This window comes from Chryseobacterium gwangjuense (genome assembly GCF_021311115.1).
In the GTDB taxonomy this organism is placed as follows: Bacteria; Bacteroidota; Bacteroidia; order Flavobacteriales; family Weeksellaceae; genus Chryseobacterium; species Chryseobacterium gwangjuense.
Genome location: NZ_JAJTNP010000004.1, coordinates 413861 through 438393, shown reverse-complemented (window position 1 = coordinate 438393; position 24533 = coordinate 413861). Strand labels below are relative to the sequence as shown.

Below are 24533 nucleotides of genomic sequence, written 5' to 3'. Positions count from 1 at the left end.
TGAATACTAATTGACACATAAAAAACAGTAGTTTTTATCAAAAAAAGGGTGGTCAATTTAATCTGAAATTACATGATCACTTTAAATTGGAATTGGGTGGTCAATATCACTGGAATTTACAATTCAGACCAAAGAAGTAAAATGAGCTGTGTGTTACAGATTGTTAATTTCAAATTTTAAATTTCTTTTTCGGTTTTAAAACCTAATATCCTATATTCAAAAAATTATAAAATCATGAAAAAAACAATCATCAGTGCGGACATTGATGAAAATATTCTCTATTCTCATCACTCAAATTGTTTTGAGTGCTAAATATAAAATATTACATTTGATATTATTTTTTTCTAGATGAAGGACATACCTGTTAGAAACATACATTCACAAGATGAGCCACAATTTTCCAGTAGTTATTTTATTAGGGATATTGCACCGTTGCTTGCCGAGCATGATATGGTGCAAGAACTCCACAGGCACGACTTCTTTTATATTTTGATAATAAAAAAAGGGGCTGGCCAGCATGAGATAGATTTCACCCATTATGATATACAAGAACATACTGTTTTTGTCATGCGTCCCGGACAGGTACACCGTCTTAATTTGAAAGTAAAAGGAACAGGCTATCTTATTCAGTTCAAAACGGATTTTCTGTACTCACACAATAGTGCCTCACAAAATCATTTAACAAAACTGATACAATACAATACGTACCGACTCGAACCTGAAGGGTTTGCAAAAATTGAAAACATTGTATTGAACGCATTGAAAGAATACACCGAAAAAGAAAAAGGATACCAGGAAGTTCTGAAAGCCAATCTGAGCATATTCCTGATTGAACTGCTTCGACAAAGACAGGAAAAAGTAACAACACCCGCTGCTAGTAATCCATACACACAGGAAAAACTAGAGCAATTTCTAGCGTTGGTCGAGGCACACATCAGTACACACAAACAAGTGCCACAATATGCTGATTTGCTACACCTCTCTTCGTATCAGTTGAGTGCCATTACCAAATCCCTATTAAATAAAACCCCGTCTGAAATTATAAACGACTCTATTATTCTTGAAGCTAAACGTCAACTACTGGCTACATCCAACCAGGTCAGCCAGATTGCATATAACCTTGGCTATGAGGACCCTTCCTATTTTACCAGATTTTTTAAAAAACAGACAACAGTATCTCCCGAAATATATAGGCAAAACTTCAAATAAGTCCTATTGATTCTAGTTTTTGTCCTAATCAAATGGTTTAACGAAAAGTAATTTTGCTTAACAAAATTATCTCAAAAGAAAACCATATGAAAACAACAATCATCTCCTTTTTTAAATTGCTATTAGTACTTATAGCAGCAGTTACATCTGCTCAGACAAAACAAAAAGAAGTTCTGACCTTAGGCACATTCCATTTTGCGTTTCATAACCGAGATGTGAAGAAAATCGAGAAAAATAATCAGATAGATGTTCTTGATAAAAAGTATCAGGATGAAATCCGTACAATAGTACAAAAGATTTCAAAATTTAAACCCACCGTTATTGCAATTGAAGTAGATCCCGTATTGCAACATAAAATAGATTCGTTATACAATTGTTACCTGAAGGGTAATTACGAACTTAATCGTGAAGAGTACCAACAAATTGGTTTTAGAATTGCCAAAAAATTAAATTTAAAAAAACTCTATTGCGTTAACGATTGGGGGCATCACTACAAAAACATCGATAGTCTTTTGGCAAACGATACAATTGTACAAAAAAAATTCACCGACTTCTTTTATAAAAATCCAGATACATCCCTTATTCATTATTCAAAGGATATCTTCAAGACGAAAGGTATCATCGCTCAACTTAAGGAACTCAACAATCCTAAGAACTTAAAAAAGGATTTAGGCAATTATTTAGTAGGTACATTTAAATATGAAACGGAAAATAATAGTTTTTTTGGAGTAGATTTTACAACAGGCTGGTGGTTCAACAGAAATCTGAAGATTTTCCGTAATATCCAAAAAATAAACACTAATGCATCGGATAAGATTCTGGTAATCTATGGCGCCGGACATATGAACTTGCTAAACATTTTCTTTAATTCCTCCCCTGAGTATAAATTGCAAAGGGTAAATAAATATCTAAAATAATATATCATCCCTTCACTATCCAAAATTCTAAAATAGTCCTACTCATTCTCAACTTTGTCCTAACACAATGGTTTTCTGCCGAAGTAATTTTGCTCTATAAACTTATTTAAAAGAAAATCATTATGAAAACAAAAATGAAACTAATGGCCTCACTAAAAATATGGCTAGCCATTTATCCATCAATCACGCTTTTTTTATTTCTGTTCGGTAAGACATTAAATACATTCCCAATTTATCAACGGACATTCATCCTAACTATAATACTGGTTCCTTTTATTGTATTTATCGGAGTTCCTCTTGTTGACTTTATTATGCGCCAATTCAGCACAAAAGACCACAAGTAAACATGCAATATAAAAATTGCTACTAAAACTACATTAGATGGCTGACCAGAACAACCTAACACGACGAAAATTTATTAAACAATTTGGTTTTGGGATGTTTGCAACCACTTTTCCATTTCCGTTTAAGAACTTTATTATGAAAACAACTACAAAACAATTTGATGTAATTATCATTGGCGGAAGCTACTCTGGACTTGCTGCAGCAATGGCATTAGGAAGAGCACTGAAAGAAGTCCTGGTAATTGACGGCGGTAAACCTTGTAATTCCCAAACTCCCTATTCTCATAATTTTTTGACTCAGGATGGTGAAATCCCGGCAATTATTGCAGGAATGGGCAAGAACGAGGTAAAAATGTATAACACTGTAACTTTTACAGATGATTTGGCAGTAAAAGGAGTAAAAACAGAAGATACATTTAAGATAGAAACGGCCTCCGGAGAAAAGTATACCGCGAAAAAACTGATTTTCGCTACTGGAATTAAAGACATAATGCCTGATATTCCTGGGTTTTCAGAAAGTTGGGGAATCTCTGTCCTGCATTGCCCTTATTGTCACGGATATGAAGTGCGTAATGAAAAAACAGGTATTCTTGGCAATGGCGATTATGCTTACGAACTTTCAAAAATGATCAGTAATTGGACAAAAGATTTAACGATTTACACTAATGGACAATCAACCTTAGCCCCCGAACAGGTTCGAAAGCTGGAATCTCATAACATAAAGATTGTTGAAAAGGAAATTAAAAAGCTGGATCATATCAACGGTCATATCCAAAATATGGTCTTTAATGACGATACGGTTTTACCACTTACTGCATTGTATTCTCCCCGTCCATTTATACAGCATTGCTCAATACCAGAAGTCCTTGGATGTGAAGTTACTGAAGATGGATATTTAAAGGTAAATGGATTTCAAGAAACATCTATCTACGGTATTTATGCTTCTGGCGATAATACTACCCGAATGAGAACCGTTGCCAATGCCGTCGCAACGGGTACTACCGCAGGAATCGCTGCCAGTAAAAAATTGATATTAGAACAATTCTAAGCTCTATCCAACTCAATTAAGGTCATTTAAAAAAATGTCCTACTTAACTCAAATATTGTCCTAACATCAAGACAGCATACTAAAATACCTTTGTTAAAGGAAATTAAAACAAATTAATCTTAAAAAAAATTCATCGTTATGAAAATTATCATCGTAGGTGCAACAGGCACTATGGGAACATACTTAGTAAAAGCTCTGGAGAAAGAGCATGAAGTTATTAAAGTTGCTTCAAAAGGAGGTGATATCACAGCCGACATTACTTCAACCGAATCAATTGAAAATATGTTTAGACAAGTGGGAGCATTTGACGCATTAATTTCAACTGCCGGTCCAACATTTGTCGGTCCATGGAGCAAACTGAACAATGAGACCTTCAGAAATGGTGTTGAAGGGAAAATGATGGGTCAGATTAATCTGGTATTGATTGGACAAAAATACATTAACCCCAAAGGATCATTTACATTAATTACCGGAGCATTAACCCATGAACCGCAAGTGAACTTTGCCAATGCTTCAGCTGCTAACGGAGCTGTAGAAGGATTTGTAAGAGCTGCGGCTATTGAATTGGAAAATGGGATCCGTATTAATGCAGTAAGCCCAACTGTGATTGAAGATTCACCACAGTACTTCCCTTACTTCCCCGGAGAAATTCCAACTACTATGAGACAATTGGAATTTATGTTTAGAAAAAGTGTATTCGGAAAAGTAACCGGACATATTATTAAACCATAGTTTCAAGAACTAAAAATCCGCAGGTTGCTATAGTATTGGTAGTGGACTGCGGATTCTTTATTTCTTCTATTCATATAAAAGATATTTGGATCCTTTATACCCCTATAAAAAATCTAGAATTTAAGTTTAAATCAAAATTAGTATCAGCTATTCGGTATTTCTTACAGTAATTTATTAATGAAGGTATAAAATAGTACATATAATACATAAGAAAATGAGAAAACATATAATTATAACTTTGTTAATAAGTTTGTTTGCAATTGAAAAAACTTCGGCCCAAAATAAAATAAGTCTCGTACGATACAATGATGATTTTAGATCATTGAAAAATGATACCATCAAAAAGAAATTAGATAATTTAAAATATATCAAACTGGATAACAATTATTTCATTTCGTTCGGGGGTGAATTACGTGAACAGTTCCAATATTATGACAATATCAATTTTGGCGATGTACCTCCAACCTACTCAGATACCGATGTTACACAACTTTGGCATCGCCTAATGGTGCATACAGATATCGAATTAGGCAAAAATTTTAGGGTTTTTATGCAACTGAACAATACATCACGCTTTTTCAATGACAACCCTGCAGTTCCGGAAATTGAAGAGAACCAGCTGAGCTTACACCAGGCATTTGCCGAATTAAAACTTACAAATTGGAATTTCCGACTAGGATTTCAGGAAATTCATTTTGGAAATCATAGGGTAATTACCGTAAGAGAAGGGCCGAATACAAGACAGTCATTCGACGGGCTTACCGTTAAAAGAAAATTTCCAAATGGATCTCTTGATTTATTTGCAGTATCTAAAGTCATCTCAAAAAAATATGTATTCGATGATGAAAGCATGCATGACGGTCTTTTTGGAATATATGGAACACAATATCTTTTCAACAAAAAAATAGGATTGGATTATTATGTAATAAATTTTCAGTCAAGGGACAGAATGTATAATTATCAATCAGGATTTGAAAATCGTAATACATGTGGAATACGTTTATTCTCAAATTTAAAAACTGCTAATTTCGAATTAGAAGGTGCCTATCAAACCGGAAAATTTAATAACCTTCTTATTGAAGCATACAATATTCTGGCAGATGTCAATATAACTGTATTCCCTTCTAAAAAAGGAATCATAGGATTTGCGGCAAATCTGGCATCAGGAGATAAGAATAAGACTGACAATAAGCTGAACACATACAATCTTCTGTATGCAAAACCTGCATATGGTCTAGCAGCTCCTATTGGCGCTACAAACATGTTGAGTATATATCCTTATATAAAAATCAATCCGGTTCAAAAGTTAAACATTTTAGCAGAAGCATTTTTCCTTGCCAGGAATAGTAATCAAGACGGTACATATTCTCCCGGTATGATTCAAAACAGACCAAAGCCAAACTCGTTGTTTAATTCCGAGAAGAAAACGCTGGGGCAATATTATGTATTGGAAACCAATTACCAACAAGACAGTAATCTTTCATTCGCTTTAGATGCTTCCTATTTTAAAGTGGGAAGTTATCCAAAAACTACAGGAGTTGGCGATGATATTCTGTATTTATCTTTCAAGACCACATTCAAATGGTAACTGAAAATCATTAAATAAATCACCTTTAATTTCAAGATTATGAAAATTACAATTTTAGACGATTACCAACATGCAATTGAAAAGCTTGACTGCTTTAAACTTTTGAAAGATCAGAACGTTGAGATTCTTCATAACACTGAAAAAAATGTAAAAGTATTAGCAGAAAAGTTAAAAGACTCTGACATTATTGTTTTAACCCGCGAAAGAACTACAATAAATGAGGAGCTTATTTCCTTGCTGCCGAATTTAAAATTAATCAGTCAGACCGGGAAAATCTCTAACCATCTAAATCTATCTGATTGCACAAAATATAAAGTCGCTGTTGCTGAAGGGATAGGCTCCCCTATTGCCCCAGCAGAATTAGCTTGGACATTATTGCTTAATACTGTAAGGCAAATTCCAAATGCAATAGAAGGAATGAAAAATGGAAAATGGCAAACAAATATTGGCTCGACAATCCATGGAAAAACTATAGGAATATGGGGATATGGAAAAATTGGTCAGCGTATTGCCCAATATGCTAAGGTTTTTGGCGCCAAAGTAATAGTCTGGGGAAGCGAGTTGTCACAAGAAAAAGCTATTGAACATGGTTTTGAGAAAGCAAATTCAAAAGAAAACTTTTTTAAAAATGCTGATATTGTAACGCTACATCTTCGTCTCAATGAAAGTACATTCGGCATAGTAAAAGAATCTGACTTACTCCAAATGAAAGATAATTCTATTCTGATTAATACAGCCAGAGCAGAATTAATCGAAAAAGGAAAATTATTAAAGAGTCTAAAAGCTGGAAAACCATCGTACGCAGGAGTCGACGTTTATGAGCAGGAACCAATTTATGATAAAAATTATGAATTGCTTAAATTTCCTAATGTGATTTGTACTCCTCACTTAGGGTACGTTGAAAAAAACAGTTACGAATTGTATTTTGGAAATGCATTCGAAAATGTCTTGGACTTTATAAATGGAAAACTAACAAACATTGCAAATCCAGAAGTATTAGAATCTTTGTAAAACAATCACTAATAAACGCAAAAAAATTATCTAAAATGAAAAAAATAGTAATAACATTCATTATCACAATGCTGACTACTACAATTTTTGCCCAAACACAGGAGCAAAAATTAGAGCAATTAATGCAAGCATATTCGGAAACAGGAAAATTAAATGGTACAGTTCTCATCACTCAAAAAGGTAAAACTCTTCTTAATAAAGGATATGGTTTAAGAAATATTACTGAAAATCTTCCCAATGATCCCAATGTGATTTTTCAGATTGGTTCTGTCACTAAACAATTTACTGCTGCTATTATTCTAAAATTACAGGAACATAAGAAATTAAGCCTTCTCGATAAAGTTAGTATGTACTTTCCTGACTATCCAAATGGTGATAAAATCAGGATTGAACATTTGTTGACTCACTCTTCAGGTATTTTTAACTATACTGATGATAGGGAATTTATGCAAACCAAAGCGATGAAACCAATCACTCACAAGGATATGATAAATACATTCAAGGATAAACCTTTGAAATTTGTGCCAGGCAGTGATTTTGAATATAGTAATTCAAATTATATTTTACTGGGATATATTATTGAAATGCTAACAAATAAGCCCTATGAGAAAGTTGTTGAGCAAATGATTTTTAAACCGCTTAAAATGAAATCTTCGGGGTTTGATTTCAATAAGCTTCAAAAGTCAGCCAAGGCAAAAGGCTATATTGTTTACTCAAAAGAAAATAATAAGGAGTCGGATGAATTTGATCCCACCGTCTCTTATGCCGCTGGTGGCATGTACACAACAACTGCCGATTTGGACAAATGGTTAACAGAATTATCATCGGGCAAAGTTATTTCTCAAGAATCCTATATAAAAATGATAACACCCTATAAAAATAAGTACGGATATGGAAATTACATTAACAATTTTGCCGGGAAAACACTTGTTGCACATGGTGGACTTACATTTGGATATACTTCCTATGCAGGAAGAGTTCTCGAGGACCATTTGAACATAATAATACTTAATAATATTCCGAACTATATTATCAATGACATAGCCAATAATATTTTAGCCATTATTTATGATAAACCATACAAATTACCTGAAATATTGAAAGAAGTATCCGTTAGTTCTGAAATATTGAAAAAATATATTGGAACATATCAAATCGCACCACAGATCATTGTCACGATTACTACCGAAAATGGGCAACTTTTTGGGCAAGCAACTGGTCAGGATAAAGTTTTGCTTACTGCTAGAAATGAAGAATCATTTTTTATAAAAGGAGCAGACGTATTTATCGATTTTAAAAAAGATTCTTCAGGAAGTATAACGGAACTAATTTTAACCGATGGTGGTAAAGCAATCCCGGCAAAGAAAATAAATTAAAATATTATACGTAATTGTGAAAGAATTAAACATTCATACAAACAGGTTATTGATAAGACATCTTACAATAAACGATTTAAAGGATTTATTTATATACAGGTCAAATCCTGAAGTAGTCAAATATCAAGGTTTTGATGTAATGAATATAGACCAACTAAAGTCGTTTATAATAGACAATTCGTCAAAGTCTTTCGGTAAACCGGGAGAATGGGTACAATATGGTATTGAGCAAATTCAAACAGGTAAACTAATTGGAGATTGCGCAATCAAACTCGATACTTATGATAAAAGAATAGCAGAAATAGGAATTACAATATCTCATTTGGAACAAAAAAATGGCATTGCTAAAGAGGCATTGACAGGCATTGTAAAATTCCTATTTGAAACAAAAAATCTACATCGAATCGTAGCAATAGTTGATACTGAAAATATCGCCTCGATAAATTTGCTACAAAGTATCAGTTTTAAGAAAGAAGGACATTTTATTGAAAACATATTTTTCAAAGGTAAATGGGGAAGTGAATACCAATATGCAATGCTACAGAGAGAATGGAATAGTGATAGGTAGTACTCTTGCTAAGCATTTCTAGAAAATTATCACGACAATATAAATATTATTACTAAAGACAAACCATGTTAAATTCGATTGTTTTGGATATTTAAATTGTATTGTAAAAAATGTAGTAATGAGCTTTGTAGCTCTTGAGAAGTGTTTAACAAAATTAGCAACTCCACTAAATTATATAATTATTTAAAAATAATAAGATCTTAAATTATATCATTACTTAATAAAAAAAGGAGCTATCTTTCGATAAGCTCCTTTAATTTAAAATAACTATAAAATATTAATGAGAAGTAACATCTGATGAAGCCGGTAGATTCTTATCCCAACCGCCACCAAGAGCTCTATATACCGCTACACTTGCTTTCAACTGATCAACTTTCTTTTCAACCAATTCAAACTTTGACTCCAGCGCATCACGTTGGGTCAAAAGCACTTCCATGTAATCAGCTCTAGCATATTTGAACAAATCGTTAGAAATGTCGATGGATTTTGTCAAAGCATCCACTTCCTTCGTTTTGATATCCAAACTGTTTTTCAGATTCTTAATTTTTGAAAGCTGATTCGCCACTTCAATATAAGCTCCCAAAACAGTCTGCTCATAATGATAAACCGCCTGAACCTGCTTTGCATTGGCATTATAATATGCAGCTTTAATAGCACTTCTATTGATCAACGGAGCAGTCAGTTCACCTGCTAAAGAGAACAGAAACGATTCAGGTTTAATCAAATAGGTCGGATTGAAGGCCTGTAATCCAACACCTGCACCAATATCTAAAGAAGGATAAAATCTTGCTTTTGCAGATTTAATATCCAGTCTTGAGGCAGCCAGCTCATACTCAGCCTGTTTGATATCCGGACGGTTTTCCAACAGCTCTGAAGGGATTCCGGCATAGACCGTCTGTGGTACAATCGAATTAAAATCCTGACTTCTTTCCACAGGCTGAGGAAACCTTCCAACCAGATAATTGATCTTATTTTCAGTTTCTACGATCTTCTGCTGAATATCATACTGCATTCCCTGTGTTTTTAAAACCTGTGCCTGAAATCTCTTCACGGCAAGTTCATTGGAACGGGCATTCTTTTTTAATTCTTTAATAATATCCAGTGCATCATTCTGAATCTTAATATTTTGATTTAGAATAACAAGCTCATTATCCAAAGCAAGCAATTCGTAGTAAGAATTGGCAATTTCAGAAATAAGGTTCGTGATCATGAAATTTTTTCCTTCTACACTTGCCAGATACCTCTGAACCTGAGCTTTTTTTGCATTGTGAAGTTTCCCCCAAATATCGGTTTCCCATTTTGCCTGTACTCCCACTCCGAAATCAAATAAAGGATCAGGCATTTCTTTTCCGGGTTCCATTTCAGTATTGGCTTCCATTGCTCCGATATTGGTATAACGGCTTACCTTATCAACTCCAGCTCCCGCTTTTAAGCCTACAGAAGGTAAATATTCTCCTTTCTTCGCTTTAATTTCATTTTTAGAAATCTCAATTTCCTGAAGGATGATATTGAGTTCCTGATTATTCTGTAATGCCTGATTAATGAGTGTCTGAAGATGAGGATCACTAAAATATTCGTCCCATTTTAATTTTCCTGTGTTCATAGTGTCATTCTCCGACAATGTGTATTTTTCAGGAACCGTCCTGTTTTCAGCACGTTGTTGTATGTCTATAGGTTTGCATGCGGCGAGGCTTAATAAAAAGAATGCTGTTCCCGCATATTGATATATTTTATTCTTATTCATAATGGATCATGTCTTCGCTTAATGGTGATTCGTCTTCGTCTTTGATCATTTTTCTACCATCAGATAATTTGGCAAAAATGTAGTAGAGCCCAGGAATTACAATAACTCCGAAAAGCGTTCCTATCAACATTCCTCCTAACGCAGAAGCACCAATGGTATGGTTTCCGATAGCACCTGCTCCACCTGCGAAAACAAGAGGGACCAATCCTGCAATAAACGCAAATGAGGTCATTAAAATCGGTCTGAAACGGGCTCTGGATCCTTCGATGGCTGCTTCCAGAATAGAATCTCCTGCCTGTCGCCTTTTCACGGCAACTTCCACGATCAGTACGGCGTTTTTACCTAATAATCCAATGATCATAATAAGTCCTACCTGTGCATAGATGTCATTTTCCAACCCCATTGCTTTCAACAATAAGAAAGATCCGAAAACTCCGACCGGTAATGAAAATAATACCGCAAACGGAATAATAAAACTTTCGTATTGTGCTGCCAAAACCAGATAAACGAATACCAAAACCACAAGGAATACATAGATCGCTTCATTTCCACGTTGTGCTTCATCATAAGACAATCCTTCCCAGGCTACTTTGTACCCGTGAGGTAATGTTTTTGCCGCTACTTCATTGATTACCTGAATCGCATCCGCTGTTGTATATCCTTCAGCCGGAAGTCCTCGGATTGCCGCTGAGTTGTACATATTATAACGGGTAATTTCGTTTGGTCCCTGTGTTTTTTTCATCGTCATAAACGCTGAATAAGGAACCATTTCTCCATGATCATTTTTCACATACAGTCCCAAAATATCGGTAGGAAGCCTTCTGAATTCAGGGGAAGACTGAACATAGACTTTAAAGAACTGCCCGAAACGGATGAACCCTTGTTCGTACGTACTACCAATTAAAATATTCAAATTTTCCATGGCTGTTCCGATGGAAACACCTTTCTGCATCGCTGCATTATTATCGAAAACCAATTCATATTGAGGATAATTAGCTGCGAAGAAGGTAAATACCCCAGTCAATTCTTTACGTTTTTTAAGCTCAGCAATGAACGCTTTATTCACTTTATCAAAATCCTGATAATTGGTCGTTCTGTTCAAATCAAGCAATCTCATGGAGAAACCTCCCGAAGATCCGAAACCCGGAACTGCAGGTGGTTCGAAGAATTCTATTGTAGCTCCAAGATCTTTTGATTTTTCTTCAAGCTCTTCCATGATTTCTTTTACATTATGCTCACGGTCGTTCCAGCTTTTCAGGTTAATCAGACACGTTCCTGCATTAGAACCACGACCTTCCGTCATGATTTCGTATCCCGCCAAAGATGAAACCGACTCTACTCCATCCACACCTTGACAGATTTTCTGCAATGCTCTCGAAACTTTATTCGTTTGTTCCAGTGTTGAACCCGGAGGCGTTTGCACAATCGCATAAATTGTTCCCTGATCTTCATTGGGAATAAAACCACCCGGAAGCGCTTTATTCACAACAAAAATTCCGACGCAGAAAGCGACTAAGATTCCCCATGTCACCACTTTTCTGGTTACAATTTTTCTAAGGAATGAAGCATATTTTCCTGTAACTTTATCAAATCCTTTGTTGAAAGAATTTAAAGCTTTAGTAAAAATATTAGATTTTTTAGGTTTTCCGTGATGATTTTTCAATAACATTGCCGCCAAAACGGGAGTTAATGTTAAAGCTACAACTGCAGAAATTACAATAGAACTCGCCATCGTGATGGAAAACTGACGGTAGAAAGTTCCTACAGGACCTGTCATAAAGGAAATAGGAATAAATACGGCAACCATTACCGCTGTAATCGCGATAATCGCACCTGCGATCTCTCCCATTACTTCTTTTACGGCTTTATAAGGTGTAATGTCACTTTCTTCCATTTTTGCGTGAACGGCTTCAATCACTACAATCGCGTTATCAACCACGATTCCGATCGCTAAAACCAACGCAAAAAGGGTTACCAAATTGATTGACATTCCAAACATTTGGATCACAAAAAAGGTTCCGATCAACGAAACGGGAACAGCGATAATTGGAATTAAGGTTGAACGCCAGTCACCTAAGAAAATAAAAACTACAATTGCTACCAAAATAAAGGCATCTCTTAGAGTATGCATTACCTGTTCAATTGATGCATCTAAGAATTGCGAAACATCATAACTGATCTTATAATCAACTCCCGGAGGAAAATTTCCTTTCATTTCCTCCAACTTGGCTTTTACATCTTTAATAACGTCATTGGCGTTACTTCCGTAGTTTTGTTTTAACACAATAGAAGCAGAAGGATGTCCGTCGAGATTTGAATAAATATCAAAAAACTCACTTCCCAACTCAACTTTTGCAACATCTTTAAGCTTAATATTTTCTCCTTCTGAATTGGAACGGACGATGATATTTTCATATTCTTCAGGCTTATTATATTGACCTTTATAAGTTAGAACATATTCTAGGGATTGTGCTGCGATACCGGAACTCTGCCCTATTCTTCCGGGACGCCCTATGATACTCTGTTCACCGATTGCCTTCATCACTTCATCCACAGAAATCGAATAAGCACGCATTCTGTCAGGATTCAGCCAGATACGCATGGCATATCTTCTACTTCCCAGAATCTGAGATTTTGCAATCCCGTGAATACGGTTGATTTCTGGAATAATATTGACGGTAGCATAGTTGTAAAGGAATTTTTCATCCATGCTTTTGTTCGTACTATATAAGTTCACGTACATCAACATACTGGGCTGGATCGGGTTTACTACAACTCCTTCTTTTTGCACCAATTCAGGGAGAAGCGGCATTACCTGATCCACTCTTGTTTTCACCAAAACAACGGCCGCATTAGGATCGGTTCCGGGATCAAAAATAACGTTTACAGTTGCTTCTCCGGCACTCGTTGCATCGGTTGTGATGTAACGCATCCCCTGGACTCCGTTGATGGCATTTTCAATCGTAATCAATGAAGATTTAACCAAAACATCGGCACTCGCTCCGGGATAGGCAATCGTAACAGCAACTGTAGTAGGAGCAATTTTAGGAAACTGTTCGGTAGGAAGCTGCTTAATCGCCAAACCTCCTATAAAGAGGATAATAACCGATATTACAATGGCAAATACCGGTCGGTGTATTACTTTTTTAAACATAATCTTGCTTTTTAATTACTCGGCATACAGGTCCAGATTCGACATTACTTTTTCAGGGGTTTGGAATTTTGAACTGATCGTCTGATTCTCCTGAACCATTCTAAGACCGTCCAGAAGGATTCTTTCGTCCTTTCCAAGACCTGAAGCTACAACATACAGATGCGGTAATTCGGCTGCAATTTTTATTTCTCTTGCTTTTACTTTGTTGTCTTTTGTGATAACGTAAACATATTTCTTCTCTAATTCTTCAAAAGTTGCTTTCTGAGGAATCATTAACGCGTTTGCGTAAGGAGATGTGATCACAACATTTCCGGTTTCACCGTATCTTAATAATCCCTTTGGATTCGGGAAAGTAGCTCGGTAAGCAATATTTCCGGTTTCATTATCGAAATCAGATTCAATAGTTTCTACAACACCCTCCTGTGTGAATTCTTTTCCGTTGGCCATTCTCAAACGAACGTGCATCGGATTATTAGTTGTTCTGTCACTCATCTGATTCAGATATTCAGCTTCCGGAACATTGAAATACACCCACATTTTGCTGTTGTCAGATAGTTCAGTAATCAACTCTCCGTCATCTACAAGACTTCCTTTTCTTACATGTAATCTTCCAACAATTCCTGTGAAAGGAGCACGGATTTCTGTAAATCCTAAATGAGTATTGGTTGATGAAAGTTCAGCTTTCGCTTTTTCATACCTTGCTTTTGCCATTGCCATTTCTTGAGGAGCAACGATATCTTTAGCTGCAAGATTTTTAGTGTTTTGATATTCGATTTCAGCGTATTTAGCTTCTGCCTTCGCACGATTTACATCAGATTCATACAGATTGGGCATAATTTTAAATAAAAGCTGTCCTTTCTGAACATACTGCCCTTCATCTACATAAATCTCCTGAATATATCCCTTTTCCTGGGCGCGAAGCTCAATATGATTGATTGAGCGGATCTGCGCTACATAATCTTTATTAATTAAGGTATCTTTTACAAGCGGACTCGTCACATTGAAAGATGCTGTTTCTTTTTTTTCTTTTTTCTCAGATTGGCAGCTTAGACACAACAGAATAAGGCACAGATTGAGATACATGAGACTTTTCTTGACCATGATAATAATTTTTATAATATTTTAAAATTGAAAAATAGAGTTACAGGTTTTCAGAACAGATCATGAAAACCTTAAAGTTTTTCGGAAAAAATAGTATAAAATCACAGTCGGATGACCCTGTACTGGATGTACAGATCATCATAAAATAGTTTTAAATGTTCGAAATGAGCGAATGAAACTGCATTTTGTTTATCATGAAACGTAATAACGAAGCCGGAAATCAAACGCCAGAAATCGCCTCTTAAAAACAAGGCTAGTTCCGAAGTCCCTGATGTTTCTACATTTTCATCATTTTCACTGTCATTTTCAGAAAGATTTGCACGAAGTTTACTGTAATGGGGGCGGCTGATATTATATAAGTCCTCACCTTCATGCTCTCTAACTAATACGAATGACTTCTCGTGACTTTTATGGCATGTATTACAAATATCCGTAGTGAAATGAAAACCTAATTCATTATTGTTCTCAACAGATATGTATTGTTGAAGTTGCCCGTAATACCATCCCAAGACGGTTAATAGAGCAAATAACAAACTGCATAGATATTGATAAAACTTCCCTTTCATCGCAGGCACAAATGTAAGCAAACTTCAAAACGATTACAAATAATAGGGATTAAAAAAGTGTTAAAAGAATACTGGCTAAAAGCCTACTGAAACATTTATAAAAAATTAATGCTAACCAACTCTTTTAGGAGAACAAATACGTTAAAACTATTGCAATTTAAAGTTAAACCAAGGTTTTTATACAATTAAAATTCAATAATTAGGCTAGTTTTAAGTATTTTTGCAGCACAAAAAAAATATCTGTATGGAGTTATTTCTAATCTTCTCTATTCTAATCACGCTCGCAGCATTCTTTTCTTACCTCAATATAAAATTTTTAAAGCTTCCTTCCGGAATCAGTCTGATGATGATGGGAGTATTTGCAGCTACTGGTGTGATTATTACCGGATATTTTTCTTCAGGTTTCACAGAAATGATCCGCGAAAAGCTGGCATTAATTGATTTTTCAGAGTTTCTATTGGGTATTCTTTTAAGTTTTTTGTTATTTGCAGGTTCTCTGCATGTCTCTATTCCAGACTTAAAAAAATCCGCAAAAAGCATCATTAGTTTTGCCACTATCGGAACATTAATATCCACACTGGTAGTGGGTTACAGTTTATTTTATCTTCTTTCAGCGTTTCATCAGGATATCCCTCTTATATACTGTCTTTTGTTTGGTGCTTTGATCTCTCCTACAGATCCCATCGCTGTAATGGGTATCCTGAAAAAAACAAATCTGTCAAAAAATATAGAAACCAATATTGTTGGAGAATCTCTTTTTAATGACGGTATTGGAGTCGTGATCTTCGTTACTATTTTAAAGATAGCCACTCTAGGACCGGAAAACTTTGGACCTGCTGAAATTGGAATGCTTTTTATTCATGAAGCCATTGGCGGCGTTATTATAGGGCTTGTTATCGGTTTCATAGGCTATAAACTCATGAAATCCATAGATCATTTTCAAACTGAGATTTTAATTTCATTAGCCATGGTAATGGGTGGTTACAGCCTTTGCCATTCCATCCATGTTTCAGGACCTTTAGCCATGGTAGTTGCAGGGTTAATGACTGGTAATAGAGGAAAAGAACTGGCAATGAGCGATATTACCCGCGATTACCTGGGCAAATTCTGGGAAGTAACCGACGAGGTATTAAATGCCATCTTATTTATGCTAATTGGACTTGAAATCGTTATCGTTTCTTTTGACATGAGTTATCTGGCTATTGGTATTATTACTGCAATAATTATTCTGATCGCCCGTTTTGTGTCCTTATATGTTCCTGCTGTTCTATTCAGATTTAAAAAGGTTTTTGGGACAAAATCCCTATTTATTATGACATGGGGAGGATTAAGAGGCGGAATATCTATTGCTTTGGCACTATCTTTACCGCAAAATCCCTATAAAGATATTCTGGTATCCATTACCTTTGTCATTGTAATTTTCTCAATTCTTATACAGGGAATCACTGTGGAAAAAGTAATCAAAAAATTAACCTCTTAAAATGCCTTCAGGTAAGACCAACGCTGATGAAAATTCATAACAGAAAAAAATACTTAAGTTTTCTTAAGTTTAAAAGAGACTTTCAGAAATACGGGCTTGAAAAAGCAAGGAGTTATGAGCTTGTGCTTCATTGGCTGCATAATAGGTTGAACAGAAGTCAATTTCTTTTACTCTCCGGTATTCTTGTAGGATGTACAGCCGGACTGGCAGGAGTGATTCTGAAAACATTAGTTCACAACATTCATTATTTTATCACTCATAGAGTACATTTTGAATACCAGCTTCTGTTCTATCTTGTATTTCCATTCTTAGGAATTGTTCTGACCACCATGATCGTCATTACCCTGTTTAAAGGCCAGGATAGAAAAGGTATTGGAGCAATACTCTATGAGATTGCACAAAACTCAAGCATCGTATCTTCAGTAAAGATGTATTCTCAAATTATACAAAGTGCGGTAACTGTAGGATTGGGAGGATCCGCAGGTTTGGAGAGTCCTATTGCGGTAACTGGTTCTGCTATCGGATCGAATTATGCCCAAACCTACAGACTTGGATATAAAGAGAGAACACTGTTATTGGCAGCCGGTGCCACAGCCGGAATTGCATCAGCTTTCAAGCACTTACCTGACCTTTAGCTCCTATATTTCCGATGATATATTAGTAGAAAAAATAATGGCCTATCAAAAAGAAGGAGAAGTTCGCGATACTATATTTGATTTCAGAAGATCATAAAGGTCAAATTGCCTTATATGAATACAAGTACGAGAAGAAAAAAAGTCAAAAAAAGCCTTAATAACAGATCAAGAGAAGACAAAAAGAATGATATGATCTATCTGTTTTCATATGGGGAATAACAACTGGGAAGATATATTCTTATTTTTTGAAGGCATCTATCATTAAATTCCTAAACGCAAATAACAATAAAATAACAACGCAAGAAGTTATGGTTTTTTATTTTATCACCTATGTACATCTCTTCCATCAGATTTATTGATTCGATTACTAAAAAATAAAAGACAATCGAAGCAAAATAAACTTCAACTATATCAACTTCGATTGTTTTACATACTTAAAATTATATTACCAAAACTTTACAACTATAAGAAATTTAGTGCCAGCGTTGGAATAGCTAATTCTTGTTTAATTTGGCTCAAACTAATTAAATCATCTATAAAAGTGTTTGAAGATACGCTCGTCAAGGTCACAAACAGCCAAATGGCGCCAACTGAAGACAGTTAGCGCCATTTTTATTTTTTAGTTTGGCATATAATGAATATACCAAATCGGGCTTTTATTTTAGAAGAGAAATATATATTTGTATGCTGATAACTGCATTGATTTTAAAATAAATAACCACTTGCATTTTTTTATTTGGCACATCAAAAAATATAGTTATCTAAATTTTTAAGGAACAAGTGTCGTAAAAAGATAAAGGAGAAAAATCGAAATCAAAACTAATCCCTGCATAATATTGGTACGTCCTGTTGCCAGCGAAATCGTAATTATAAATAAAGATAATCCTAACAAAAGCATCGATTTTAAATCTACACCTAGTGTCATCCTGAAATCACCTACTACTGAAGCCGCAGCTACAGCTGGAATACTGAGACCAATACTTGCCAATGCAGATCCAAAAGCCAGATTAAGGCTCGTTTGTAGGCGATTATTATATGCAGCACGGATTGCGGCAACTCCTTCCGGTAATAAAACAATTCCGGCTATAATAATTCCAACGATAGATTTTGGAGCTCCGACTTTGAATACAAGGTTATCAACATCTTTTGAAAGATATTTAGCTAAGAGAACGACAATTCCCAGACATAAAATCAAAAATATAATGCTGTAAAACATCATCATTCGAGTGGGTTTTTCAGGAAGGATCTCATTCTCTTCATTCTCTTCATCATTATTTTTAGGAATGGGCGCAATGAAAAAAGCACGGTGTCTGATGGTCTGAACCATTGTAAAACCTATATATAATAGTAGACAGATAACAGAAATAAAGATTAACTGCAATGAAGTATATTCTCCTTCACTGTGACTTGTCGTGTAATTTGGAAGAATAAGTATAAATACTACAATCACAACAAGTGTAATCATTGCAGTACTTACACCCTGCAGCGTAAAAACCTGTTGTTTATAACGGATTGATCCAACAACAATACACATACCGATAATCCCTGTAAGAATAATCATCACAGCAGCAAAGACCGTATCTCTCGCAAGACTAATTGTTTCCAAACCTTTTGAACTCAGCATTATCGAAATAATAAGAGAAACTTCTATCACGGTTATCGCAAAAGCCAAAAGTAAAGTTCCATAAGGCTCGCCTACCCGATAAGCAATGATTTCCGAATGATAAACCGCTGCTAAAACGGCTCCTATAAGAAAGAAAGTGAGGATTAAAGAATATAAATGTCCCGTTAGCGAATAATGCAGCAAATAAGCAATCCAAGCCAATATGGGGGCAATTATCGTCCAGCCTAAAAGGTAGATCTTTTTTTTCATATAATTTTAATTATCTGATGATTGAAAACTTCGATTCGTAAAATCAGATGACATCATAGTCGTTCAAAGTTGTTACAAAATGATAATCAATAAAACTTTTAGAAGTCTTGCATAATTCTAACAATTCTTCATCGGTGTGGTATTCAAAATTAAAATCGTCAGGAACATCCATTGTATATTCCGTTATTATTTCTGTATCCAGAAGCTCAATTGCCATCAGATCATTAAGTGAACTAAGCAGACTTTTTTCTTTCAGAAGAGGCATTTTCTGCGTAACAGAGTTTTTAAATTTATATAATATAATTGTTTTCATTTTTTTATTTTTTCTTTCTCAAAGGTAACAAGCTGCATTCTAATAGACGAAAGATATTGCTTTAGATCCTGAACCGTAATATCTTCCTGATTTATAGACATAAACAGAGGCGTTTCATTCAACAGGAAATACAATTCTGGATGTGAAGACTGAATTTTACCCGTAACTTTAAAAATCTTTCTTGTAAGATTCTGCAAATTATCCGGTGGTCTCATATTTTTTTTATTTAAATGGAGCATAACATAGTAGGATATTTTCAAATAAAAAAGGACAGGGGCTTTAAAAGCACCTGCCCCTTTTTCTATTAAATCCATCAAAACATATGTACTATTTCTCTGGATTTAATATGCTCATTATGAAAGTTGAGTATTATTAAGAATCTTAATAACCTCTTCACGGCTTTTGCTTAGTTTATTTTCTAATCTTCCCAGCAATTCATTTTCTTTTCCTTTTTCAAGCACTAAATCTGAATCTTTAAGCTGTGAAAATTTTTCTTTTAATTGTTTCGATTGTTCTTTCCAATCTCCTGTAATTTTAAAAGCCTCATGAGCTTTATTGTGACTTGTATTCATAATTCGAATTTATATGTAACAGAATTATTACAAGCCAAAGGTGATCTATTTTAGTCTTATCCTGTTATACATTTCGAAAGTAGATTTGCATATATCACACTTTTTATAAGTCTTCTAAATTTTTCAGCCGTTTTTGCTTCAGCTGTTTGTAGAAAGAAGGAGAAAGTCCTGTTATTTTTTTAAACTGATTGGAAAGATGCGCAACACTGCTGTAATTGAGTTTATAAGAGATTTCAGTAAGATTGAGTTCATCATACAAAAGGAGCTCTTTTACCCTTTCCACTTTATTGATAATGATAAAGTGCTGCAAAGTCATACCTTTTACTTCAGAAAATGTATTGGCAAGGTAAGTGTAATCGTAGCCAAGCTTTTCACTGATATAATCTGAGAAATTTTCTTGAGGAAGAGATTCGGAATAATGGATCATTTCTGTGACTGCATTTTTTATTTTTTCGATCAGAATGCTTTTTTTATTATCCAATAACTCAAGTCCGGTTTTGAGGAGATTTTCTTTTAACAATTGTCGCTGTTCATCCGTAATATCATCCAATATTTCTACAAGTCCTAGATCTACTACGGCATTTCTTATATTCAGTTTTTCAAGCTCCTGATGAACCACCATTTTGCAGCGCAGGCTTACCATATATTTTATATATAACTTCATAATCCTCACAGTATTTCGAGTTTGTCAATCTATATGTTGACAGCCACTCTTTCAAAGTTAGTCCTTTAAATTTTAATATCTATGATTTATGTAACAAATTGAAAGACTATTACAAACCTTTCCTTTTTTAATGGATGACCTTTACATAGAATAAAAATATTTTGAAATGTCAAAAGAAAAGGATACAAAGAAAAAAACAGATAAAACACCTGCGGCAAAATCACTAAAAGAGAAGCGGGAAGACAAGCAAAACAAAAGGAAAGACAAAGAAAATGAAATTCGCAACGCAACAACCTAAATGGTAGAAATAAAAAAAGAAGGAATTATACTCAGAAAAACCAATTTAAGTTTTGAAAACGAAGGAGTTCTGAATCCTGCCGTCATTAAAGAAGATGGCAAAATACATTTGTTTTATCGCGCCGTGGCCAAAGGTAATTTCTCAACTGTCGGGCATTGTGTATTGTCAGATCCGCTTACGGTAGAAAAACGGTCAGATTCACCCATCATTGTTCCTGAATCTGAATATGAAAAACACGGTGTAGAAGATCCCCGAATTGTAAAAATAGATGATGTATTTTATCTGACCTATACAAGTTATGACGGCATCAATGCCTTAGGAACATTAACGACTTCAAACGATCTTAAATACTTTAAAAACAAAAAAATTATTGTTCCGAAAATTTCTTATAAAGAGTTTAAGCTTTTATCGGAATCAGAGGGTTTAATCCCGGATAAGTATAGAAGATACAATGAATTTCAAATCAATAATCCTGACAGTGACCCCATCTTTTTATGGGATAAAAATCTGATTTTCTTCCCCAGAAAAATAAACGATAAATTTTATTTCATTCACAGGATAAGACCTGAAATTCAGATCGTCAGCGTAAAAAATATCGAAGATCTGAATTCTGATTTCTGGCAGGATTACTTTTCACATTTTAAAGCTCACATTCTTTTATCTCCGAAATATGATCACGAATCAAGTTATATCGGAGGCGGATGTCCGCCAATAGAAACAGAATACGGCTGGCTAATGATTTATCACGGTGTTTATGATACCATTAACGGTTATGTTTACAACGCCTGTGCAGCTTTATTGGATCTTGAAAACCCGGAAAAAGAAATTTCCCGACTTCCCTATCCGCTTTTCAAACCCGAAGAAGAATGGGAGCTGAAGGGTGAAGTCAACAATGTGTGTTTCCCGACAGGAACCATTGTAGAAAATGGCAGACTGTATATCTATTATGGAGCTGCAGACGAAAGGATAGCTGTTGCATCACTCAATATTTCAAAACTATTGAAAGAGTTAATGATGTACGCTGTATAAAGATGATTAGGCAGAATACGGTTAAAAGAAATTAAAAATGAATAAAAATATTAATTCAGACGTGGAGGATAAAGCAATTAGACAAACTTATAATGACAAAAAACACGAAATCTATAATAAAACCAACATTGTCTTTGTAAGCACTTTTCCTCCAAAGGTATGCGGAATTGCCACTTATACACAGGATCTTATAAAATCTCTTCATTCGAAATTCGGAGAATCTTTCAATGCGATGGTTTGCCCGATAGAAACAGAAGAGGAAAACTATGAGTACAAAGAATACCCCGAGTATAAATTAAATATCTCAGATGCCGTTTCTTATTTGGAATTGGCTGCAAAGATCAATAAAAACGACACAGTTGAGTTGGTGATGCTTCAGCACGAATTCGGTTTTTTTAATGAAACCCGAAATGGATTGTTTCTTTTTCTCAAGAACTTAAAAAAAGATGTTATCATCACTTTTCACACTGTTTTGCCAAAACCTGATAAAGAGCTAAAGGAAAAGGTGAAAGAAATTGCCTATTTTGCAAAATCTCTTGTTGTAATGACTAGTATTTCCGCAGACATTCTCTCGAATGATTATGAAATTTCTCCTGATAAAATAACGGTAATCCCTCACGGAACGCACCTTTTGCCTTTCACAGACAAAATTGCGCTGAAAGAAAAGTATAATCTTAAGAATAAAAAAGTTCTTTCCACTTTCGGATTATTAGGTTCCGGAAAAAATATTGAAACCACACTGAAAGCCTTGCCGGAAATCATTGCTAAAAATCCTGATGTTATTTTTTTAATTCTTGGCAAAACACATCCTGCAATAGTAAGGCACGAAGGCGAAAAATACCGTGATTTTTTGGAAGATCTTACTTGTAAACTTCATCTGGAAAACAACATCCGCTTTATCAATGATTATCTGCCACTTCCGGAATTACTAGAATATCTTCAGCTTACCGATGTTTATCTTTTCACGTCAAAAGACAGAAACCAGGCTGTAAGCGGCACATTTTCCTATGCAATCAGCAGCGGATGCGCCATTGTCTCTACTCCAATTCCACACGCTTTGGAAGTTTTAAAGGAAGATGCCGGAATTATTATTGATTTCGAAGCTCCGGAACAGTTGTCTGTTGCAGTAAACACATTATTAGAAAATGAAAGCAAACGGGAAGATTTACGTTCAAAATCACTCGAAAAAATGGCTCCGACAGCCTGGGAAAATTCATCTATTTTACACGCTTTATTATTTCAGAAATTTAGAAATATTAGAACAGAACTCAATTATACTCTACCGGAAATCAATCTTGGGCATATTCAAAATATGACAACCGATTTCGGGATGATTCAGTTTTCAAAGATCAGTAAACCAGATATCAATTCAGGATATACGCTGGATGATAATGCACGGGCGATGATTGCTATTTGCAAGCATTTTCAAATCAGTAAAGACAAAGCAGATCTGCAATTGATTTCAATTTATTTAAACTTGATTAAGTTTTGCCAGCAAAAAGACGGAAGTTTTCTGAATTATGTAAATGAACAAAAACAATTCACTAGTCAAAACTATGAGACTAATCTTGAGGATTCCAACGGAAGAGCAATCTGGGCTTTAGGTTATTTGATTTCATTAAAAGAAATTTTGCCACAGGAGTTTTCTGAAACTGCAGAGGAAATCATTCAAAAAAATCTTATCCGGGCAGAAAAAATCCATTCTACAAGAGCAATGGCTTTTATTATTAAAGGATTGCATTATCAAAACTCAGAAAAAAACCTTCCATTGTTAAAACAATTTGCGAATCGTTTAGTGAAGATGTATCAACACGAAGCAAAAGACGATTGGCATTGGTTTGAGAATTATCTGACTTACGGAAACAGCGTATTACCGGAAGCTTTACTCTGTGCCTGGATTTCAACCAAAGACGAGCTTTACAAACAAATTGCGGAAGAATCTTTCCAGTTTTTGTTATCTAAAATTATGATTGACAATAATATAAAAGTAATATCAAACAAAGGCTGGATGCAAAAAGAAAAAACTGAAAATAACACTCCAATTGGTGGAGAACAGCCTATTGATGTCGCCTATACGGTTTTGGCATTATCTGCATTTTACAAAGTTTTCCATGATGAAAAATATTTACAAATGATGAATAACTCATTCAATTGGTTTTTAGGAAAAAATCATTTGAGTCAAATCGTTTATAACCCTGCAACAGGAGGTTGCTATGATGGGCTTGAGGAAAAAAATGTAAATCTCAATCAGGGTGCAGAATCTACCGTCAGTTATCTGATGGCAAGACTTAGTCTGGAATTTCAATAGAAT

The 24533-nt window shown here is 34.9% G+C and carries 22 protein-coding genes; 13 read left to right on the top strand and 9 right to left on the bottom strand.

The window, feature by feature from the left end; translation table 11 throughout:
• Positions 1 to 348 precede the first annotated feature (348 nt).
• The 8 genes from LV842_RS10645 (at position 349) to LV842_RS10610 (ending at position 8793) form a co-directional block, all read left to right on the top strand.
• Positions 349 to 1209 carry a helix-turn-helix domain-containing protein gene (locus LV842_RS10645; protein WP_317207297.1) on the top strand — a complete coding sequence of 287 codons (861 nt, stop codon included), beginning with the start codon at positions 349 to 351 and terminating at the stop codon, positions 1207 to 1209.
• An 86-nt stretch (positions 1210 to 1295) separates the two neighbouring features.
• On the top strand, positions 1296 to 2126 hold the full coding sequence (locus LV842_RS10640) for a DUF5694 domain-containing protein (RefSeq protein ID WP_233111425.1): 831 nt from the start codon (positions 1296 to 1298) through the stop codon (positions 2124 to 2126).
• A 381-nt stretch (positions 2127 to 2507) separates the two neighbouring features.
• Positions 2508 to 3518 (top strand): NAD(P)/FAD-dependent oxidoreductase, encoded by a 1011-nt coding sequence (locus LV842_RS10635; protein WP_233111424.1) that lies wholly within the window; start codon positions 2508 to 2510, stop codon positions 3516 to 3518.
• 138 nt (positions 3519 to 3656) lie between these two features.
• Positions 3657 to 4250, top strand: coding sequence for a short chain dehydrogenase (locus LV842_RS10630; RefSeq protein ID WP_233111423.1), 594 nt, complete (start codon positions 3657 to 3659; stop codon positions 4248 to 4250).
• 214 nt (positions 4251 to 4464) lie between these two features.
• The gene (locus LV842_RS10625) at positions 4465 to 5838 is read left to right on the top strand and encodes an alginate export family protein (RefSeq protein ID WP_233111422.1); all 1374 of its coding nucleotides are present in this window, start codon (positions 4465 to 4467) and stop codon (positions 5836 to 5838) included.
• Between the two features lie 39 nt (positions 5839 to 5877).
• The gene (locus tag LV842_RS10620; protein WP_233111421.1) at positions 5878 to 6849 is read left to right on the top strand and encodes a D-2-hydroxyacid dehydrogenase family protein; all 972 of its coding nucleotides are present in this window, start codon (positions 5878 to 5880) and stop codon (positions 6847 to 6849) included.
• 35 nt (positions 6850 to 6884) lie between these two features.
• Positions 6885 to 8225 carry a serine hydrolase gene (locus tag LV842_RS10615; RefSeq protein ID WP_233111420.1) on the top strand — a complete coding sequence of 447 codons (1341 nt, stop codon included), beginning with the start codon at positions 6885 to 6887 and terminating at the stop codon, positions 8223 to 8225.
• 16 nt (positions 8226 to 8241) lie between these two features.
• The gene (locus LV842_RS10610) at positions 8242 to 8793 is read left to right on the top strand and encodes a GNAT family N-acetyltransferase (RefSeq protein WP_233111419.1); all 552 of its coding nucleotides are present in this window, start codon (positions 8242 to 8244) and stop codon (positions 8791 to 8793) included.
• A 277-nt stretch (positions 8794 to 9070) separates the two neighbouring features.
• On the opposite strand, the gene LV842_RS10605 is transcribed toward LV842_RS10610, so the two are convergent.
• The 4 genes from LV842_RS10605 to LV842_RS10590 form a co-directional block, all read right to left on the bottom strand.
• Positions 9071 to 10537 carry a TolC family protein gene (locus tag LV842_RS10605; protein WP_233111418.1) on the bottom strand — a complete coding sequence of 489 codons (1467 nt, stop codon included), beginning with the start codon at positions 10535 to 10537 and terminating at the stop codon, positions 9071 to 9073.
• Positions 10530 to 13691, bottom strand: a complete 3162-nt coding sequence (locus tag LV842_RS10600; protein ID WP_233111417.1) for an efflux RND transporter permease subunit — start codon at positions 13689 to 13691, stop codon at positions 10530 to 10532. Before LV842_RS10600 ends, LV842_RS10605 begins: the two co-directional genes overlap by 8 nt.
• A gap of 15 nt (positions 13692 to 13706) precedes the next feature.
• On the bottom strand, positions 13707 to 14792 hold the full coding sequence (locus LV842_RS10595) for an efflux RND transporter periplasmic adaptor subunit (protein ID WP_233111416.1): 1086 nt from the start codon (positions 14790 to 14792) through the stop codon (positions 13707 to 13709).
• 101 nt (positions 14793 to 14893) lie between these two features.
• Positions 14894 to 15358 carry a hypothetical protein gene (locus LV842_RS10590; protein WP_233111415.1) on the bottom strand — a complete coding sequence of 155 codons (465 nt, stop codon included), beginning with the start codon at positions 15356 to 15358 and terminating at the stop codon, positions 14894 to 14896.
• Between the two features lie 244 nt (positions 15359 to 15602).
• Between LV842_RS10590 and LV842_RS10585 the strand changes: the two genes are divergently transcribed.
• On the top strand, positions 15603 to 16838 hold the full coding sequence (locus LV842_RS10585) for a cation:proton antiporter (RefSeq protein WP_233111414.1): 1236 nt from the start codon (positions 15603 to 15605) through the stop codon (positions 16836 to 16838).
• A 26-nt stretch (positions 16839 to 16864) separates the two neighbouring features.
• Positions 16865 to 17473: a chloride channel protein gene (locus LV842_RS10580; RefSeq protein WP_233111413.1), complete on the top strand. Its 609-nt coding sequence runs from the start codon at positions 16865 to 16867 to the stop codon at positions 17471 to 17473.
• A gap of 769 nt (positions 17474 to 18242) precedes the next feature.
• On the opposite strand, the gene LV842_RS10575 is transcribed toward LV842_RS10580, so the two are convergent.
• From LV842_RS10575 to LV842_RS10555, 5 genes are all read right to left on the bottom strand, one after another.
• Positions 18243 to 19346, bottom strand: coding sequence for a calcium:proton antiporter (locus tag LV842_RS10575; protein WP_233111412.1), 1104 nt, complete (start codon positions 19344 to 19346; stop codon positions 18243 to 18245).
• A 43-nt stretch (positions 19347 to 19389) separates the two neighbouring features.
• A complete protein-coding gene (locus LV842_RS10570) occupies positions 19390 to 19659 on the bottom strand; it encodes a heme oxygenase (protein ID WP_233111411.1) in 270 nt (89 codons plus the stop codon).
• The gene (locus tag LV842_RS10565) at positions 19656 to 19874 is read right to left on the bottom strand and encodes a hypothetical protein (protein WP_089859432.1); all 219 of its coding nucleotides are present in this window, start codon (positions 19872 to 19874) and stop codon (positions 19656 to 19658) included. The genes LV842_RS10570 and LV842_RS10565 overlap by 4 nt, the downstream gene beginning before the upstream one ends.
• Positions 19875 to 20012: 138 nt before the next feature.
• A complete protein-coding gene (locus LV842_RS10560; RefSeq protein WP_233111410.1) occupies positions 20013 to 20231 on the bottom strand; it encodes a CsbD family protein in 219 nt (72 codons plus the stop codon).
• A 103-nt stretch (positions 20232 to 20334) separates the two neighbouring features.
• Complete coding sequence (locus tag LV842_RS10555) at positions 20335 to 20895, bottom strand: helix-turn-helix domain-containing protein (protein ID WP_233111409.1); 561 nt, start codon at positions 20893 to 20895, stop codon at positions 20335 to 20337.
• Between the two features lie 166 nt (positions 20896 to 21061).
• On the opposite strand from LV842_RS10555, the gene LV842_RS16095 reads away from it, so the two are divergent.
• The 3 genes from LV842_RS16095 to LV842_RS10545 are packed head-to-tail and all read left to right on the top strand — an operon-like array spanning position 21062 to position 24530.
• Positions 21062 to 21193, top strand: a complete 132-nt coding sequence (locus tag LV842_RS16095) for a hypothetical protein (RefSeq protein WP_262909411.1) — start codon at positions 21062 to 21064, stop codon at positions 21191 to 21193.
• Positions 21194 to 22222, top strand: a complete 1029-nt coding sequence (locus LV842_RS10550) for a glycoside hydrolase family 130 protein (RefSeq protein WP_233111408.1) — start codon at positions 21194 to 21196, stop codon at positions 22220 to 22222.
• A gap of 37 nt (positions 22223 to 22259) precedes the next feature.
• Positions 22260 to 24530, top strand: coding sequence for a glycosyltransferase (locus LV842_RS10545; RefSeq protein WP_233111407.1), 2271 nt, complete (start codon positions 22260 to 22262; stop codon positions 24528 to 24530).
• Positions 24531 to 24533: the final 3 nt, after the last annotated feature.

Coding starts and splice junctions, on each gene's coding strand:
- LV842_RS10645 (WP_317207297.1), top strand. CDS start 349: ATGAAGGACATACCTGTTAGAAACATACATTCACAAGATGAGCCACAA.
- LV842_RS10640 (WP_233111425.1), top strand. CDS start 1,296: ATGAAAACAACAATCATCTCCTTTTTTAAATTGCTATTAGTACTTATA.
- LV842_RS10635 (WP_233111424.1), top strand. CDS start 2,508: ATGGCTGACCAGAACAACCTAACACGACGAAAATTTATTAAACAATTT.
- LV842_RS10630 (WP_233111423.1), top strand. CDS start 3,657: ATGAAAATTATCATCGTAGGTGCAACAGGCACTATGGGAACATACTTA.
- LV842_RS10625 (WP_233111422.1), top strand. CDS start 4,465: ATGAGAAAACATATAATTATAACTTTGTTAATAAGTTTGTTTGCAATT.
- LV842_RS10620 (WP_233111421.1), top strand. CDS start 5,878: ATGAAAATTACAATTTTAGACGATTACCAACATGCAATTGAAAAGCTT.
- LV842_RS10615 (WP_233111420.1), top strand. CDS start 6,885: ATGAAAAAAATAGTAATAACATTCATTATCACAATGCTGACTACTACA.
- LV842_RS10605 (WP_233111418.1), bottom strand. CDS start 10,537: ATGAATAAGAATAAAATATATCAATATGCGGGAACAGCATTCTTTTTA.
- LV842_RS10600 (WP_233111417.1), bottom strand. CDS start 13,691: ATGTTTAAAAAAGTAATACACCGACCGGTATTTGCCATTGTAATATCG.
- LV842_RS10595 (WP_233111416.1), bottom strand. CDS start 14,792: ATGGTCAAGAAAAGTCTCATGTATCTCAATCTGTGCCTTATTCTGTTG.
- LV842_RS10590 (WP_233111415.1), bottom strand. CDS start 15,358: ATGAAAGGGAAGTTTTATCAATATCTATGCAGTTTGTTATTTGCTCTA.
- LV842_RS10585 (WP_233111414.1), top strand. CDS start 15,603: ATGGAGTTATTTCTAATCTTCTCTATTCTAATCACGCTCGCAGCATTC.
- LV842_RS10580 (WP_233111413.1), top strand. CDS start 16,865: ATGAAAATTCATAACAGAAAAAAATACTTAAGTTTTCTTAAGTTTAAA.
- LV842_RS10575 (WP_233111412.1), bottom strand. CDS start 19,346: ATGAAAAAAAAGATCTACCTTTTAGGCTGGACGATAATTGCCCCCATA.
- LV842_RS10570 (WP_233111411.1), bottom strand. CDS start 19,659: ATGAAAACAATTATATTATATAAATTTAAAAACTCTGTTACGCAGAAA.
- LV842_RS10565 (WP_089859432.1), bottom strand. CDS start 19,874: ATGAGACCACCGGATAATTTGCAGAATCTTACAAGAAAGATTTTTAAA.
- LV842_RS10560 (WP_233111410.1), bottom strand. CDS start 20,231: ATGAATACAAGTCACAATAAAGCTCATGAGGCTTTTAAAATTACAGGA.
- LV842_RS10555 (WP_233111409.1), bottom strand. CDS start 20,895: ATGAAGTTATATATAAAATATATGGTAAGCCTGCGCTGCAAAATGGTG.
- LV842_RS16095 (WP_262909411.1), top strand. CDS start 21,062: ATGTCAAAAGAAAAGGATACAAAGAAAAAAACAGATAAAACACCTGCG.
- LV842_RS10550 (WP_233111408.1), top strand. CDS start 21,194: ATGGTAGAAATAAAAAAAGAAGGAATTATACTCAGAAAAACCAATTTA.
- LV842_RS10545 (WP_233111407.1), top strand. CDS start 22,260: ATGAATAAAAATATTAATTCAGACGTGGAGGATAAAGCAATTAGACAA.